General features: G+C 42.4%; 16 protein-coding genes. All 16 read left to right on the plus strand.

Going from position 1 to position 15,212, the window contains the following annotated elements:
* The first annotated feature begins 122 nt into the window (after window positions 1-122).
* Entirely contained in the window at window positions 123-2,387 is a 2,265-nt protein-coding gene (locus tag BGM26_RS19205; RefSeq protein ID WP_217041891.1) for a S8 family serine peptidase, read from the plus strand.
* Between the two features lie 310 nt (window positions 2,388-2,697).
* Window positions 2,698-2,919, plus strand: coding sequence for an AtpZ/AtpI family protein (locus tag BGM26_RS19210; RefSeq protein ID WP_217041892.1), 222 nt, complete (start codon window positions 2,698-2,700; stop codon window positions 2,917-2,919).
* A gap of 5 nt (window positions 2,920-2,924) precedes the next feature.
* A complete protein-coding gene (locus BGM26_RS19215) occupies window positions 2,925-3,293 on the plus strand; it encodes an ATP synthase subunit I (RefSeq protein ID WP_217041893.1) in 369 nt (122 codons plus the stop codon).
* Between the two features lie 21 nt (window positions 3,294-3,314).
* Window positions 3,315-4,025, plus strand: a complete 711-nt coding sequence (gene atpB, locus BGM26_RS19220; protein ID WP_217041894.1) for a F0F1 ATP synthase subunit A — start codon at window positions 3,315-3,317, stop codon at window positions 4,023-4,025.
* Between the two features lie 67 nt (window positions 4,026-4,092).
* Complete coding sequence (gene atpE, locus BGM26_RS19225; RefSeq protein ID WP_217041895.1) at window positions 4,093-4,305, plus strand: F0F1 ATP synthase subunit C; 213 nt, start codon at window positions 4,093-4,095, stop codon at window positions 4,303-4,305.
* A gap of 216 nt (window positions 4,306-4,521) precedes the next feature.
* Window positions 4,522-5,049: a F0F1 ATP synthase subunit B gene (locus BGM26_RS19230; protein ID WP_217041896.1), complete on the plus strand. Its 528-nt coding sequence runs from the start codon at window positions 4,522-4,524 to the stop codon at window positions 5,047-5,049.
* A complete protein-coding gene (locus BGM26_RS19235) occupies window positions 5,046-5,582 on the plus strand; it encodes a F0F1 ATP synthase subunit delta (protein WP_217041897.1) in 537 nt (178 codons plus the stop codon). The genes BGM26_RS19230 and BGM26_RS19235 overlap by 4 nt, the downstream gene beginning before the upstream one ends.
* Window positions 5,583-5,606: 24 nt before the next feature.
* Entirely contained in the window at window positions 5,607-7,115 is a 1,509-nt protein-coding gene (atpA, locus tag BGM26_RS19240; protein ID WP_217041898.1) for a F0F1 ATP synthase subunit alpha, read from the plus strand.
* Window positions 7,116-7,223: 108 nt separating this feature from the next.
* A complete protein-coding gene (locus BGM26_RS19245) occupies window positions 7,224-8,081 on the plus strand; it encodes a F0F1 ATP synthase subunit gamma (protein WP_217041899.1) in 858 nt (285 codons plus the stop codon).
* Window positions 8,082-8,209: 128 nt separating this feature from the next.
* Window positions 8,210-9,631 (plus strand): F0F1 ATP synthase subunit beta, encoded by a 1,422-nt coding sequence (atpD, locus tag BGM26_RS19250; RefSeq protein WP_217041900.1) that lies wholly within the window; start codon window positions 8,210-8,212, stop codon window positions 9,629-9,631.
* A 22-nt stretch (window positions 9,632-9,653) separates the two neighbouring features.
* On the plus strand, window positions 9,654-10,061 hold the full coding sequence (locus BGM26_RS19255; protein WP_217041901.1) for a F0F1 ATP synthase subunit epsilon: 408 nt from the start codon (window positions 9,654-9,656) through the stop codon (window positions 10,059-10,061).
* A gap of 781 nt (window positions 10,062-10,842) precedes the next feature.
* Window positions 10,843-11,217 carry an NADH-quinone oxidoreductase subunit A gene (locus BGM26_RS19260; protein WP_302053272.1) on the plus strand — a complete coding sequence of 125 codons (375 nt, stop codon included), beginning with the start codon at window positions 10,843-10,845 and terminating at the stop codon, window positions 11,215-11,217.
* Window positions 11,208-11,720 carry a NuoB/complex I 20 kDa subunit family protein gene (locus BGM26_RS19265; protein ID WP_217041902.1) on the plus strand — a complete coding sequence of 171 codons (513 nt, stop codon included), beginning with the start codon at window positions 11,208-11,210 and terminating at the stop codon, window positions 11,718-11,720. The genes BGM26_RS19260 and BGM26_RS19265 overlap by 10 nt, the downstream gene beginning before the upstream one ends.
* Before the next feature lie 3 nt (window positions 11,721-11,723).
* Window positions 11,724-12,998: an NADH-quinone oxidoreductase subunit C gene (locus BGM26_RS19270; RefSeq protein ID WP_217041903.1), complete on the plus strand. Its 1,275-nt coding sequence runs from the start codon at window positions 11,724-11,726 to the stop codon at window positions 12,996-12,998.
* Between the two features lie 3 nt (window positions 12,999-13,001).
* Window positions 13,002-14,102, plus strand: a complete 1,101-nt coding sequence (locus tag BGM26_RS19275) for an NADH-quinone oxidoreductase subunit D (protein WP_217041904.1) — start codon at window positions 13,002-13,004, stop codon at window positions 14,100-14,102.
* Window positions 14,102-15,109 (plus strand): NADH-quinone oxidoreductase subunit NuoH, encoded by a 1,008-nt coding sequence (nuoH, locus tag BGM26_RS19280; protein ID WP_217041905.1) that lies wholly within the window; start codon window positions 14,102-14,104, stop codon window positions 15,107-15,109. Before BGM26_RS19275 ends, nuoH begins: the two co-directional genes overlap by 1 nt.
* Window positions 15,110-15,212: the final 103 nt, after the last annotated feature.

Here is a 15,212-nt window from a genome sequence, read left to right on the forward strand (position 1 = left end):
GATAAAAATCACATTATAAAAGCCAACAAAATTTACGAAATCGGCTTTGTTGAAAATTGGTTTAATCATCTGAATAATTCCCAACAAAAAAGAAAACCCTATCACAAAAAGGGTGATTTTTAATGAGAAAATTATTCACAATCACAGTTATCATCTTACTATTATTTTCCTACTCCTCCGCAGAGGCCCGCCTGCTTAATCACCCTTCTATTCCGAAAGAATCTCTCGATATTGAAAAAGTGGCGATTGTTGTTTTAAAAGACGAAAAAAGCGAACAAGAAATAAAAAGGCTTGTCACGTCTGGATCTAATTTAGAATTAAGGCAGATTTACAAATACGCATTAAACGGTTTTTCCGTAAAAGGAAAGCAAATAGACATTGAACGGCTTTCAAATCAGATTGGCGTCTCCATGGTCTCACCGGTAAATACATATACTGCACACGCAGACGATAATATCAAGCTGATTGGCGGGGAAGATGTAAGAGGATTATTCGACCATAGAAACGAGCGATTGACTGGAAAAGGCGTAAAGGTCGGTGTGATCGATACAGGCATTGACTACAACCATCCGGACTTGCGAATCAATTACGGTGGTGGACAGGATTTAGTTGATGAAGACAATGACCCGATGGAAACGAAAGCCGAAGCAAACGAAAGCACCCTTCACGGCACACATGTCGCAGGTATTATTGCCGCGAACGGAAAAATTCAGGGGGTCGCCCCAGAAGCAACAATCATTGCATACCGTGCACTTGGACCTGGCGGCAGTGGAACGACTGAACAAGTGATTGCTGCGATTGATCAAGCAATTAAAGATAAGGTGGATATTTTAAACTTATCACTTGGAAATAACGTGAACGGCCCGGATCTTCCAATTAGTTTGGCATTAAATAAAGCGGTCGATCATGGGATCACGGCAGTTGCCTCCTCTGGAAATTCAGGCCCAAGAAGTTGGACGGTAGGCTCACCCGGCACAGCTTCAAAAGCAATATCGGTTGGTGCTTCAACTCCGACAATGAAAATCCCCTACTTGGAAGTTGATGGGCAGAAGCTCAGGCTTGATCTACTGCAAGGATCGGTGGAATGGGATTTTAATAAGTCATATGAAATGACTTTTGCTGGAATAGGCAGCAAAGAAGATTTAAAAGATGTTAAAGGGAAAATTGCTTTATTGGAAAGAGGGGAGCTTTCTTTTACAAAAAAAGGGATTAATGCACTTGAAGCAGGAGCAGTAGCCGTCATCATTTACAATAATACAAAAGGAAGGTTTTCTGGAAATTTGGAATCGGACGTATCCATTCCTGTTACTGCCATGTCAAATAGGGAAGGTGAAAGGCTGAAAAAAAGGATGGCCAAGGGGAAGCTCTTTGCAAGTACTTATATTATGGAGGAAAAGGATCTTCTTGCGGACTTTAGCTCCCGTGGACCGGTCACATCGACGTGGGAGATAAAACCAGATCTTGTAGCCCCCGGGGTTGCGATCAACAGCACAGTTCCGGGAGGATATTTGCCGTTGCAAGGAACGAGTATGGCCGCGCCCCACGTAGCAGGTGCTTGTGCACTTATTAAACAGGCCCATCCGGATTGGGGTCCCGAAAAAATTAAAGCATCCTTAATGAATACTGCTAAGCCACTCGTGAATAAAAAAGGGAAATCATATCGGACATACGAGCAGGGGGCCGGAAGAATCCAGATAGAACAAGCGATTAAAACGGAAACTTTGGTGATGCCCGCTTCCCTCCAATTCGGGAAATTCCAGCTTTCCGATCGGATGCATGAGCATAGCGGGTTTGTCACAGTTGAAAATACAAGCTTAAATTCACAGCGTTATTCTTTTTCCGTTCCACCCGCTGAAAACGGCCTCAGCTGGCAGCTGCCATTATCTTTCTATTTAAAACCTGGAGAAAAGAAAAGGCTAGAGCTCAAACTAGCTGTTGATCCAACAATGCTTAATAAGAAACTATATGATGGAAATCTCGTAATGAACGCTGGCTCACAAGAGATTAAGCTTCCTTACCTCTATGTTCTCGAAGAACCGAATTACCCAAGGGTGATGGGGTTTAGTTTTGGGAAAGGGGACAAGAAGGATACGTTTCGATACGAGGTTTATCTGCCAGGGGGAGCAGAAGAATTTGGGATCGCCATGTTTGATCCTGAAAGTCTGCGCTTTATCGGGTTTTTGGATTGGAAAAGAGAGGTAGGAAAAGGGCAGATTTTACAAGAGATAAAGAGCGAACAGCTTCCCCAGCCTGGACTTTATTTACTTAAAGTATTCGCAAAAAAGTCTGGCAAAGAGGATTCAATTGAATCTTATCTTCATATTCAGCCAAATGGCCAAATTGAAGAGCAGTCCGCCAGTATGCAGAATATCGGGAAATTTGACTAATTTGGGATGTGTTTCGACAATAAATGGAGCGACCTTTATCCTCGCTCCATTCACAAAAGAAAGTAATATTTATAAATGTGAAAAATCTGTGAACATACCATATTTTAGTCATTTTGTTTGTGACTTTTTTCACACCGAACGGATTGACATTGACAAGTCCCTATTGTATGCTTACAAAGGGTATAAATTGATAGGGTTTTCAAGATATTTATGCAGTCATCAATCCCATGTCTGCATGTTGTAAATATTAATTAATAGCACATTTTAAGCCCACCAACCGTTCTCTTAATAATAGAGAGGATGCGTTTTTATGCGTAAAAATAACCGTAACTCATTTCAAGCAATTGGCTTAATGTCTGGTATCCTGTCACAATTAGTCGGATCCATTTTATTAGGCATTTTTTTAGGGAGATGGGCAGACAAGTTGACAGCTAGCGAGCCGCTTTTTTTAATTATCGGATTGTTGCTGGGGCTTTCAACGGGGATTTTTGCAATGCTGCGCTTAATCAAACATTTCTTTACAGGAGAATAAACACCATGCAGGAATTACAAACGATCTTTATCCGACAGCGTAAGTATATATTCTTACTGTTGTCTATCTATGTTCTTGGCTGGGGTTTTACGTCCTATCAATCGATTTTTCTTGGCTTGATTTTGGGGACTGCCTTGAGTTTGTTTAATCTGTGGCTGATGGTGAGGCGCACAGAGAAGTTTGGTGAAGCGGTGGCAAAAGGGGAAAAGGTGCGTTCACTTGGAATGATATCGCGGATGGCATCTGCCGTGCTTGCTGTCATGATCGCCATGAAATATCCAGAGGATTTCCATCTGATTAGTGTTGTTTTTGGATTAATGACATCCTATATCGTCATTATGATAGATTATTTTCTTCAACTTTTACGTAAATAGCAGGAAGTGAGGTGAGTTTGATTGCATCATGAAGCTCCAATAGTTAAATTTATGGGACTCTATTTTAACTTGTCCAATATTTTAATGATTACAGTAGCGTCTGCGATTGTATTCTTGATCGCTGTTCTATCTACTCGTAAGCTTTCTATGAATCCTACAGGAATGCAGAACTTCTTTGAATGGATCATGGACTTTGTAAGAAATATCATCAACAGTAATATGGATTGGAAAACGGGGGGAAGGTTTCATATTCTTGGAATCACCTTATTGTTATACATATTCGTTTCGAATATGCTTGGTCTTCCAATAACTGTTACTTATGGTGATTATCTCTGGTGGAAAGCCCCTACGGCAGACCCTGTCGTTACTCTAACACTTGCTATAATGGTCGTTGCATTAACGCACTATTACGCAATTAAGTTAAAAGGTGTCAAGGAATATGGAAAGGATTATCTCCGTCCAATGTGGTTCCTGTTACCATTGAAAATTATTGAAGAATTTGCGAACACATTAACTCTTGGACTGCGTCTTTTCGGGAATATGTACGCAGGGGAGCTATTATTGGGTTTACTTGTATCGGGTCTTGCAACCGGTGCTTTTGGAATGGCAGCAGCAGTCGTTCCGACAATTGTATGGATCGGGTTTAAGATGTTCATCGGTTCTATCCAGGCATTTATTTTCGTTATGTTAACGATGGTTTACATGGCCCATAAAGTCAGCGAAGACCATTAATATATACCGTTCAGCTAATGAACAAAAAAATACAAAATATTCTTTATAAATCAAGGAGGAAATAATAATGGGTTTAATAGCAGCAGCAATTGCAATCGGTTTAGCAGCACTAGGTGCCGGTATCGGTAACGGACTTATCGTTTCAAAAACAGTAGAAGGTATCGCTCGTCAACCAGAAGCTCGCGGTATGCTTCAAACAACTATGTTCATCGGGGTTGCGTTAGTTGAGGCTGTTCCGATCATCGGCGTTGTTATCGCGTTCATGGTTATCGGCGGTTAATAAAACATTCAAACAAGGCGAAGTTGATTCCATGAGAACCTTCGCCATTCCTTTGTGTCCAACCCTGCATGTACTGGCAGTATAGTTCGTATCTATACGCACATGTTTGCCAGTTTATGTATGATTATCTCTGATTAATATTGCGAATTCATATCTATGAACTTCGTTAACTTGCTTTTCTAAAGTGAACGACTCTTGAAGGGAGTGAACCTGAGGGTGTTAACAAACAGTTTAGTATTAGGCGCAGCTGTGGATCTTTCGAAATTCAACGGTGGAGACATCTTATTCCAGCTGGTCATGTTCAGTATATTATTACTTTTAATTAAAAAGTTCGCATGGGGTCCATTAATGGGCATCATGAAACAACGTGAAGAACATATTGCAAACGAGATTACTTCGGCCGAACAAAGCCGTGCAGAAACGAAGAAGCTTTTAGAAGAACAAAGAAATCTTCTGAAAGAAGCCCGTAACGAGGCACAAAGTTTGATTGAAAGTGCGAAAAAACAAGGCGATGTACAACGTGAGGAAATCATCCTTGCAGCACGTGCTGAGTCAGAACGCATCAAAGAATCTGCTAAGCTTGAAATCGAGCAGCAAAAAGAAAAAGCTGTTGCGGCGATTCGCGAACAAGTGGCTTCACTATCTGTCTTAATTGCATCTAAAGTAATTGAGAAAGAATTAAGTGAAAACGACCAGCAGAAGCTTATTAACGAATATATTCATGAGGCAGGAGAAAAGCGATGACAAGCTCCACAGTAGCAAAGCGCTACGCGTTGGCTCTTTTCCAGCTTGCAAATGAACACCAGCTTCTTGATCAAATGGAAGAAGAACTTCGTGTAGTGAAAGAAGTAGTAAATCATAACGCTGATCTTAAAGCAGTATTGAAGTCTCCAAAGCTTCCAATTGTGAAGAAAAAAGAGATCTTGAAGGATGCATTCGCATCTGCAAACATATATGTGTTAAATACGCTTATGATCTTAATCGAGCGCCACCGTGAGGACCAAATTTCTGATATGGTGGATCAATTTATTAGCATGGCGAATGATGAAAGAGGCATTGCCGAAGCAAAGGTCTATTCGATTCGTCCGTTAACAGACGATGAACGTAAAGCATTATCTGCAACATTTGCAGCAAAAGTTGGAAAAAGATCACTTCATATTGATAATATTGTTGACTCAAATTTGCTTGGCGGCATCAAGCTTCGCATCGGAAACCGGATTTTCGACGGCAGCTTGCGCGGAAAGCTAGAGCGACTTGAACGTCAATTGTTAGGCTAAGATTCGTAGATAGGGGTGAAACTCATGAGCATCAAAGCTGAAGAAATCAGTGCGCTGATAAAAAAGCAAATCGAAAACTATCAGTCGGAAATTCAAGTGAGTGATGTAGGTACGGTTATCCAAATCGGTGACGGTATCGCACGTGCTCATGGCCTCGACAATGTCATGGCTGGAGAACTTGTTGAATTTTCAAACGGCGTTATGGGTATGGCACAAAACCTGGAAGAAAATAACGTCGGTATTATAATCCTTGGGCCTTATACTGAAATCCGTGAAGGCGACGAAGTACGCCGTACGGGCCGCATCATGGAGGTTCCGGTTGGTGAAGAACTAATCGGCCGCGTGGTAAACCCGCTTGGACAACCAGTTGATGGCATGGGTCCAATTAACACAACGAAAACACGTCCAATTGAAAGTAACGCTCCTGGTGTTATGGATCGTAAATCCGTACACGAGCCGCTTCAAACAGGGATTAAAGCGATTGACGCCCTCGTTCCAATCGGACGCGGACAACGTGAGCTAATCATCGGTGACCGTCAAACAGGGAAAACATCTGTTGCAGTTGATACAATCTTGAACCAAAAAGATCAAGATATGGTTTGTATTTATGTTGCAATCGGACAAAAAGAATCTACTGTACGTAATGCAGTAGAAATGTTACGTAGAAATGGTGCATTAGATTACACAATTGTTGTAACTGCATCTGCATCTCAGCCTGCTCCACTGCAATTCTTGGCGCCATATGCCGGAGTTACAATGGGTGAGGAGTTCATGTACAATGGCAAACACGTTCTAGTTGTATATGATGATTTAACGAAGCAAGCAGCTGCTTACCGTGAATTATCATTGCTATTACGTCGTCCTCCAGGTCGTGAAGCATATCCAGGGGATGTTTTCTACTTGCACTCCCGTCTATTAGAACGCGCGGCTAAACTAAGTGACGCGAAAGGTGCTGGCTCCATTACAGCATTGCCATTTATCGAAACTCAAGCAGGTGACGTTTCTGCTTATATTCCGACAAACGTTATTTCCATCACTGATGGACAAATTTTCTTGCAGTCAGATCTATTTTTCTCCGGTGTTCGCCCGGCGATCAACGCAGGTCTTTCTGTATCACGTGTAGGTGGATCTGCGCAAATTAAAGCAATGAAAAAAGTTGCTGGTACTTTGCGTCTTGACCTTGCATCTTACCGTGAATTAGAAGCATTTGCCCAGTTCGGCTCTGACCTTGATAAAGCAACACAAGCAAAGTTAAACCGTGGTGCCCGTACAGTAGAGGTTCTAAAACAGGATCTTAACAAGCCGTTGAAGGTTGAAAAGCAAGTTGCGATTCTTTACGCACTTACTCGCGGTTTCTTAGATGACATTCCTGTTCAAGATATTCGTCGTTTCGAATCTGAGTTCCATACATGGTTAGACCATAACCGCAAAGATTTGTTAGACCATATCGCTACAACAAAAGAACTTCCTGCTGATGACGATATGGCTGCTGCGATCAATAACTTTAAGAAAACATTCGCAGTATCCGAGTAATAGCGTTTGTTGACAAAACAGGTTAAGGGGAGTTAAACCCCCTTCCTGGATTTTTTGCAAGCACTTATTAAGGGTCTGACAAACTTTGATATAGGGTGGTGAGAACCTGTGGCATCATTACGCGATATAAAATCTCGTATCACTTCTACGAAGAAAACGAGTCAAATTACAAAAGCAATGCAAATGGTATCTGCTGCGAAAATGAGCCGTGCAGAAATGAATGCGAAGTCATTTGTTCCTTACATGGAAAAAATTCAAGAAGTTACTGCTTCCATCGCGCTTGGAAGTAAGGATGTAGCTCATCCGATGCTCACAAGCCGTCCTGTTAAAAAGACCGGTTATTTAGTGATTACTTCTGACCGCGGCCTTTGCGGGGGATTTAACAGTAACGTGTTAAGGCAAGTATACCAAACCATTCAAAAACGCCATAAATCGAGTGATGAATATGCAATCATTGCCATCGGCCGTATGGGACGCGACTTTTTCAAAAAGCGCGGTATGAACGTGATTCTTGATATCGTAGGAGTAGCCGATCAGCCGGCTTTTGCAGAAATTAAGGATATCGCCAGCAAAACGGTAGGCATGTTTGCAGATGAAACTTTCGATGAATTATATATGTATTACAACCACTATGTCAGCGCTATTCAACAGGATGTAACAGAGAAGAAGCTTCTTCCGCTTACGGATATCTCATCTTCTACAAAGCTGACATCTTATGAATTTGAACCATCTGCTGAAGAAATTTTAAAAGTATTGCTGCCTCAGTATGCTGAAAGCTTAATCTACGGAGCGCTTTTAGACAGTAAGGCAAGTGAGCATGCTTCTAGGATGACGGCTATGAAGAGTGCAACGGACAACGCAAATGAGCTAATTAATTCATTAAGCTTAAGCTACAACCGTGCACGTCAAGCAGCAATTACACAAGAAATTACCGAAATCGTCGGCGGAGCAGCCGCGTTAGAATAAGTAAATATAGCATTAATTTAAAAATTTTGAGGTCGAGAGATATTTTTAAAAAATGAAGAAATCGGCTCACTCGCTGATTTCCTCCATTCCCACATCTCACCTCGTACATCTAGCAAGGAGGGAAATCGATGAACAAAGGACGCGTTCTTCAAGTTATGGGTCCGGTTGTTGACGTAAAGTTCGACAGCGGTCAACTTCCACAGATCTATAATGCATTGACAGTCAGCAACAAAGCGCGTAACGAATCTGAAGTTGACATCAGCTTAACCCTTGAAGTTGCCCTTCATTTAGGTGATGATACAGTTCGTACGATTGCAATGGCTTCCACTGACGGCTTAACACGCGGAAGTGAAGTAACTGATACAGGTGCACCAATCTCTGTTCCTGTTGGTGACGTAACACTTGGACGTGTATTTAACGTATTAGGTGAAAATATTGACCTAGATGCTCCAATTCCAGCAGATTCTCGTCGTGACTCGATCCATAGAGAGGCGCCAAAATTCGATCAGCTTTCTACAGAAGTAGAAATTCTTGAAACTGGAATTAAAGTAGTAGACTTGCTTGCACCATATATTAAAGGTGGAAAAATTGGTCTCTTCGGTGGTGCCGGTGTTGGTAAAACCGTTTTAATCCAGGAATTAATCAATAACATCGCTCAAGAGCACGGCGGTATTTCCGTATTCGCTGGTGTAGGTGAGCGTACACGTGAAGGTAATGACCTTTATCATGAAATGACTGATTCAGGCGTTATCAAGAAAACTGCAATGGTATTCGGTCAGATGAATGAGCCGCCTGGCGCACGTATGCGTGTTGCTTTGACTGGTTTAACAATGGCAGAATATTTCCGTGATGACCAAGGACAAGACGTTCTTTTCTTCATGGATAACATCTTCCGCTTCACACAAGCAGGTTCTGAGGTTTCGGCGCTATTAGGCCGTATGCCTTCTGCCGTTGGTTACCAACCGACTCTTGCGACTGAAATGGGTAAATTACAAGAACGTATTACATCTACTAATGTAGGTTCTGTTACATCTATCCAAGCGATTTATGTACCAGCCGATGACTATACGGATCCGGCTCCAGCTACAACTTTCGCTCACTTAGATGCAACTACGAACCTTGAGCGTAAGCTTTCTGAGATGGGTATCTATCCTGCGGTGGATCCTCTTGCCTCAACTTCTCGTGCATTGTCACCAGAAATTGTTGGAGAAGAGCACTATAATGTGGCTACTCAAGTACAGCAAACATTACAGCGTTACAAAGAATTACAAGATATTATCGCGATCCTTGGTATGGACGAGCTTTCTGACGAAGATAAGCTAACGGTTCACCGTGCGCGCCGTATCCAATTCTTCTTATCACAAAACTTCCACGTTGCTGAACAGTTTACTGGCCAGCCAGGTTCATACGTACCTGTAAAAGAAACAGTTCAAGGTTTCAAAGAGATTCTTGAAGGGAAATATGACCACCTTCCAGAAGATGCATTCCGCCTCGTAGGTAGAATTGAAGAGGTTATCGAGAGTGCAAAGAAAATGGGCGTAGAGGTCTAATCTCGGACCAGGAGGGTAAAAAATGAAGACGATCAAAGTCAGTGTTGTTACTCCCGATGGCCCGGTGTATGAATCAGATGTGGAAATGGTAAGTACGAAAGCTCAAAGTGGTGAGCTAGGAATTTTACCTGGCCACATTCCAATGGTTGCACCGTTAAAAATTGGAGCCGTCCGTTTGAAAAATGGCGGAAAAACAGAATTTGTAGCAGTAAGCGGCGGATTTGTAGAAGTACGCCCGGACCAAGTAACGATTTTAGCTCAATCTGCTGAACAAGCAGATAGCATTGATATTGAACGAGCGAAGCGTGCAAAAGAGCGTGCAGAACAGCGTCTGAATGAACAGAAACGTGAAAACGTCGATTTCAAACGCGCTGAACTAGCCCTTCAACGTGCAGTGAATCGTATTAATGTATCGGAAAAACACTTTTAATCTAATTTGCTAACACCTCCTAGCGTAATGCTGGGGGGTGTTTTTTTTTGTTCGGGGGATGATGATCGAAAACTCGTCGGCAAGAGAAAACCGGTCACGCAAGAGGGTTATTTGTGCCCAAAAACTCCTCGAAAAGAGAAAAGTGTTCATCTATATTAAAAAACAAGCAGCTTTTCCTTATTTCGGCAGGGCTATGTTTAATATGGGGAAAGGTACTTTAATTTCCAACAGTGTTTTCAATAAAAGACAATAAAGGATGTCTGTCGTCACAAGAATTCGACAGAAATGGACATATTTGTTGATATTTCTCACTGACAAGTAGGGGGAGTTCATATTTAATTGTAGATGGACGTAAAAGTGAGATGGATGAGGGGATATGGTTAGGCAAGGGAATTTTCAATAATAGTATTGGGGTTGGCGACATAAGATTGGAAGAGTTCGCTTATTGCGTCATCTCTGAGGATAATTCAGGGGTGTATCTCATAGAGATCACGCAAACGCTCAGGGGGAAGGGATGTGTGTCGACAACCGGGTGTGGCTTATGGAAATTCTCTCTCCCGAGGTGCTAGTCGCACCTCTGGCTTCAGCTTTGCTGAAGCCGTGCAAAACAAAGGTTTTTTCGCTTTTTGAGAGCGCGCTCTCAAACGCTACAAAACCTTTGTTTTGCACACGAGAGAATTTCCAATAATAGTATTGGGTTTGTCGACACAAATTTGGAAGAGTGCTATAATGGTTACGGTTACAACTGTTTGAAAATTTTACAACATTGGAGGGGATAGACATGGAAATGCTTAATTTATATCAAAATAACTATTTGATCGTTTTTGTGTTCCTATGTCTGGGGATAATTTTGCCTGTGGTGGCCCTGTTTTTGGGGAAGCTATTGCGTCCTTATAAACCATATGAGACGAAATACACCACCTATGAAAGCGGGATTGAGCCATTTCACGATTCGAGAGTGCAGTTCAATGTACGCTATTATATTTTTGCTCTTATGTTTGTTATTTTCGATGTAGAGACAGTGTTTTTATATCCATGGGCTGTTGCCTATGAAAAACTCGGAATCTTTGCATTAATTGAAATGCTAATTTTTGTATTCATGCTTGTTGTTGGACTTATTTATGCATGGAAGAAGAAGGTGTTAAGATGGACCTAAAATTAGAAAATATCTCACCAGAAGAAATGGAAGAGCTACAGCGAAATGTGTTCATGGCAACATTGGAACAAATTAAAGCGTGGGCGCGGAGCAACTCATTGTGGCCAATGACCTTCGGGCTTGCTTGTTGTGCGATTGAAATGATGGGTGTTGGATCTTCTCACTATGACTTGGATCGTTTTGGATCATTCTTCCGGACATCTCCACGTCAATCAGATGTGATGATCGTTTCGGGTACAGTAACGAAAAAAATGGCTCCGATTGTACGACGATTATATGACCAAATGCCAGAGCCAAAATGGGTGATTGCTATGGGATCATGTGCAACTGCAGGCGGCCCATATGTGAAATCTTACTCAGTTGTTAAAGGCGTCGATCAAATTGTACCAGTTGATGTTTACATACCGGGGTGCCCTCCGAACCCGGCAGCACTGATTTACGGAATAAATAAATTGAGAGAGAAAATCCGCTATGAGGCTAAAACTGGGAAGAAGGTGATCTAACCTATGAGCGGGGAAAAGGATCTAGACCAGATAAAAAGAGAAGCAGCGGAAAAGGCAAAGGCTGCTGCACTCGCAAAAATGAAAGCAAAAGAACAAGGTGAAGCAAAAGCAGAGACTTCATCCGAAGATCTTGATGCAGCTAAGCAAAAAGCTGCTGCAGCTGCGAAGGCAAAGGCTGCCGCACTCGCAAAGATGAAAGCAAAAGAAGAAGGCGAAGCAAAAGCAGAGACTCCATCTGAAGATCTTGATGTAGCTAAGCAAAAAGCTGCTGCCGCTGCGAAGGCAAAAGCTGCCGCACTCGCAAAAATGAAAGCAAAAGAAGAAGGCGAAGCAAAAACAGAGACTCCATCTGAAGATCTTGATGTAGCTAAGCAAAAAGCTGCTGCCGCTGCGAAGGCAAAGGCTGCCGCACTCGCAAAAATGAAAGCAAAAGAAGAAGGCGAATCGAAAGCGGAAACGCCATCCGAAGACCTTGATGCAGCCAAGCAAAAAGCCGCTGCAGCAGCGAAGGCAAAGGCCGCCGCAGCAGCAAAAGCGAAAGCCGCCGCACAGGCGAAACAATCAGGCGAAGCTGGTGATGACGAAAAGGCGAAAGCAATTGCCGCTGCAAAGGCAAAAGCCGCTGCAGCTGCCAAAGCAAAGGCTGCTGCAGGAGCGAAAGCTGGAGGCGGAGCAGGTGATGAAGAAAAGGCAAAAGCAATCGCAGCCGCGAAAGCGAAAGCCGCAGCTGCAGTCGCTGCCAAAGCAAAAGCAGCTGGTGCGAAAGCGGATGCTGAACCTGCGGAAGAAAAGAAACCATCTCCAAACCAGCCGTATCTTGATAAGTACGTGAAGGTAATCGAAGAAAGCTTGGGCAAAGAAGCCTTAGAAGACTTCTATATTAATAATCTCTCAAAGGATGTCCCTACATTAGTAGCGAAGAGTGATTCCTATTATAAGGTGGCTGAATTTCTGAAATATAATGAGCAATTAGGATTCGATTATTTATCAGAAATCCATGGGACTGATTTTGAAACCCATATGGAAGTGTATGCTCATTTATACTCATACAAAAACCGCCAATCTGTTGCGTTAAAAGTAAAGATTGATCGTGATAAACCAGAAATTGAGTCGCTTGAGCCATTATGGGCGGGAGCTAACTGGCCTGAATGTGAAGCATTTGACTTATTAGGCATCCAATTTAAAGGGCACCCAGACCTGCACCGGATTTTGCTCGGGGACGATTGGGTTGGACATCCGTTAAGAAAAGACTATGAACCGTATGATGTGGAGGTGTAACCAATGCTACGAACAGAAGAAATGCTCTTGAATGTGGGACCTCAGCATCCTAGTACGCATGGTGTATTCCGTCTCGTCGTTAAAATTGATGGGGAAATAATCAAAGAAGCAAAACCAGTCATCGGTTATTTGCATCGCGGTACAGAGAAACTAGCTGAAAATCTGCAATACACTCAGATCATTCCATACACAGACCGGATGGATTATTTGTCAGCAATGACCAATAACTATGTTGTTGTTCATGCTGTTGAAACAATGATGGGATTAGAAATTCCAGAACGGGCAGAATATTTACGCGTTATCACGATGGAGCTCGGCCGTATTGCCAGCCATTTAGTGGCGTGGGGGACGTTTTTGCTAGATATTGGAGCGGTCAGTCCGTTTCTTTATGCGTTCAGGGAACGTGAAATGATCATTAACATGCTGAATGAAATATCAGGTGCGCGTTTAACATTTAACTATATGCGTGTCGGTGGAGTGAAATGGGATGCTCCTGATGGCTGGATCGAAAAAGTAAATGAATTCGTTCCTTATATGCGCGAGCAGCTTAAAGGTTATCATCAGCTCGTGACAGGAAATGAAATTTTTATGAACCGTGTAAAAGGCGTAGGGAAGTATACGAAGGAAGATGCGTTGAATTACTCTTTGAGCGGAGCAAACCTCCGATGTACAGGATTAAAGTGGGACCTTCGTAAAGACGAACCATACTCCATCTATGACCGTTTTGATTTTGATGTTGCTGTTCACGACGGCGGGGATGCATGGGCACGCTACCATGTCCGCTTGAAAGAAATTGAAGAATCATTAAAAATTCTCGAACAGGCTTGTGAGCAATTCCCTGCAGATGGAGACATTTTAGCCAAAGTTCCAAAGATTATTAAAGCCCCAAAAGGGGAGGCATTTGTCAGAATCGAATCTCCTCGCGGAGAAATTGGCTGTTATATCGCTAGTGACGGCAAAAAAGAACCATATCGAATGAAGTTTAGAAGACCGTCATTTTATAATCTTCAAATTCTCCCTAAATTGCTTGAAGGCGAAAACATTGCAAATATGATTGCTATTTTAGGAGGAATTGATATTGTCCTCGGGGAGGTGGACGGTTAATGGTAGAAGATCTTTTATATTCCGAGGCAGGGCTCTTAAATTTCGGTATATTCTTCTTGCTCGCTACCGTTTTCCTATTTGTTATATTAGGTTTCGTGACCTACGCGATCTTGGCTGAACGAAAAGTCATGGGATATATGCAACTTCGCCATGGTCCAAACCAGGTTGGTGGAAAATGGGGTCTATTACAAACGGTTGCAGACGTATTAAAACTTCTCATAAAAGAAGATACGATTCCAAAGCTTGCTGACAGGCCCTTATTCATTATCGCACCGGTTATCGCGTTTGCGCCGGCGTTTATGGTTGTCGCAACGATTCCTTTTACAGATAAGCTACAATTTGCCGATATTGGTGTCGGTTTGCTCTATTATATTGCTATTTCCGGCATCACGACAGTCGGGGTTGTCACGGGTTCATGGGCATCAAACAATAAATATGCCCTTCTTGGCGGAATGCGTGCAGCGGCACAGATGATTTCTTATGAAATTCCGCTTGTCATGTCTGTCGTAGGGATTATTCTTTTATCAGGCAGCCTTAACCTTAATGACATTGTTGAAGCACAAAAAAATGGCTGGTTCATTCTTTGGCAGCCAATTGCTTTCATTGTCTTTATGATTGCATCGGTTGCGGAGCTAAACCGTTCACCGTTCGACTTGCCTGAAGCAGAATCTGAACTAATTTCCGGTTTCAACGTTGAGTATTCCGGATTCCGCTTTGCGTTTTTTATGTTAGCAGAATATGTTTACTTCTTCGCTATGTCAGCTTTGACAACGGTATTATTCCTAGGTGGCTGGCTTCCGCTTCCATTCCTTGGCTTCATTCCGGGAGCGGTATGGTTTGCAATTAAATTTTCTGCTGTCGTGTTTTTCTTAATTTGGTTGCGTGTGACAATGCCGCGTATGCGCGGAGACCAGTTAATGGAGTTCGCATGGAAGATTCTCCTCCCTGTTGCACTCGCCAATATCTTCTTAACCGCTTTATTAAAAGAAATACTGAAATTATTTTAAAAAGGCTGACTTCGTAAATTTGTTGTTGTCTTTATAATGTTATTTTTATTTAATAATCTGAGTTGATTGGAGCGGAGGGCACTTGACTCCTGCGGGAATAGAG

This window comes from Bacillus sp. FJAT-29790 (assembly GCF_019039215.1).
Lineage (GTDB): Bacteria > Bacillota > Bacilli > Bacillales > Cytobacillaceae > Cytobacillus.

Excerpts from the sequence above, each read along its gene's own strand:
- BGM26_RS19205 (WP_217041891.1), top strand. The coding sequence starts at position 123 with ATGAGAAAATTATTCACAATCACAGTTATCATCTTACTATTATTTTCC.
- BGM26_RS19210 (WP_217041892.1), top strand. The coding sequence starts at position 2,698 with ATGCGTAAAAATAACCGTAACTCATTTCAAGCAATTGGCTTAATGTCT.
- BGM26_RS19215 (WP_217041893.1), top strand. The coding sequence starts at position 2,925 with ATGCAGGAATTACAAACGATCTTTATCCGACAGCGTAAGTATATATTC.
- atpE (WP_217041895.1), top strand. The coding sequence starts at position 4,093 with ATGGGTTTAATAGCAGCAGCAATTGCAATCGGTTTAGCAGCACTAGGT.
- BGM26_RS19235 (WP_217041897.1), top strand. The coding sequence starts at position 5,046 with ATGACAAGCTCCACAGTAGCAAAGCGCTACGCGTTGGCTCTTTTCCAG.
- atpA (WP_217041898.1), top strand. The coding sequence starts at position 5,607 with ATGAGCATCAAAGCTGAAGAAATCAGTGCGCTGATAAAAAAGCAAATC.
- atpD (WP_217041900.1), top strand. The coding sequence starts at position 8,210 with ATGAACAAAGGACGCGTTCTTCAAGTTATGGGTCCGGTTGTTGACGTA.
- BGM26_RS19255 (WP_217041901.1), top strand. The coding sequence starts at position 9,654 with ATGAAGACGATCAAAGTCAGTGTTGTTACTCCCGATGGCCCGGTGTAT.
- BGM26_RS19260 (WP_302053272.1), top strand. The coding sequence starts at position 10,843 with ATGGAAATGCTTAATTTATATCAAAATAACTATTTGATCGTTTTTGTG.
- BGM26_RS19265 (WP_217041902.1), top strand. The coding sequence starts at position 11,208 with ATGGACCTAAAATTAGAAAATATCTCACCAGAAGAAATGGAAGAGCTA.
- BGM26_RS19270 (WP_217041903.1), top strand. The coding sequence starts at position 11,724 with ATGAGCGGGGAAAAGGATCTAGACCAGATAAAAAGAGAAGCAGCGGAA.
- BGM26_RS19275 (WP_217041904.1), top strand. The coding sequence starts at position 13,002 with ATGCTACGAACAGAAGAAATGCTCTTGAATGTGGGACCTCAGCATCCT.
- nuoH (WP_217041905.1), top strand. The coding sequence starts at position 14,102 with ATGGTAGAAGATCTTTTATATTCCGAGGCAGGGCTCTTAAATTTCGGT.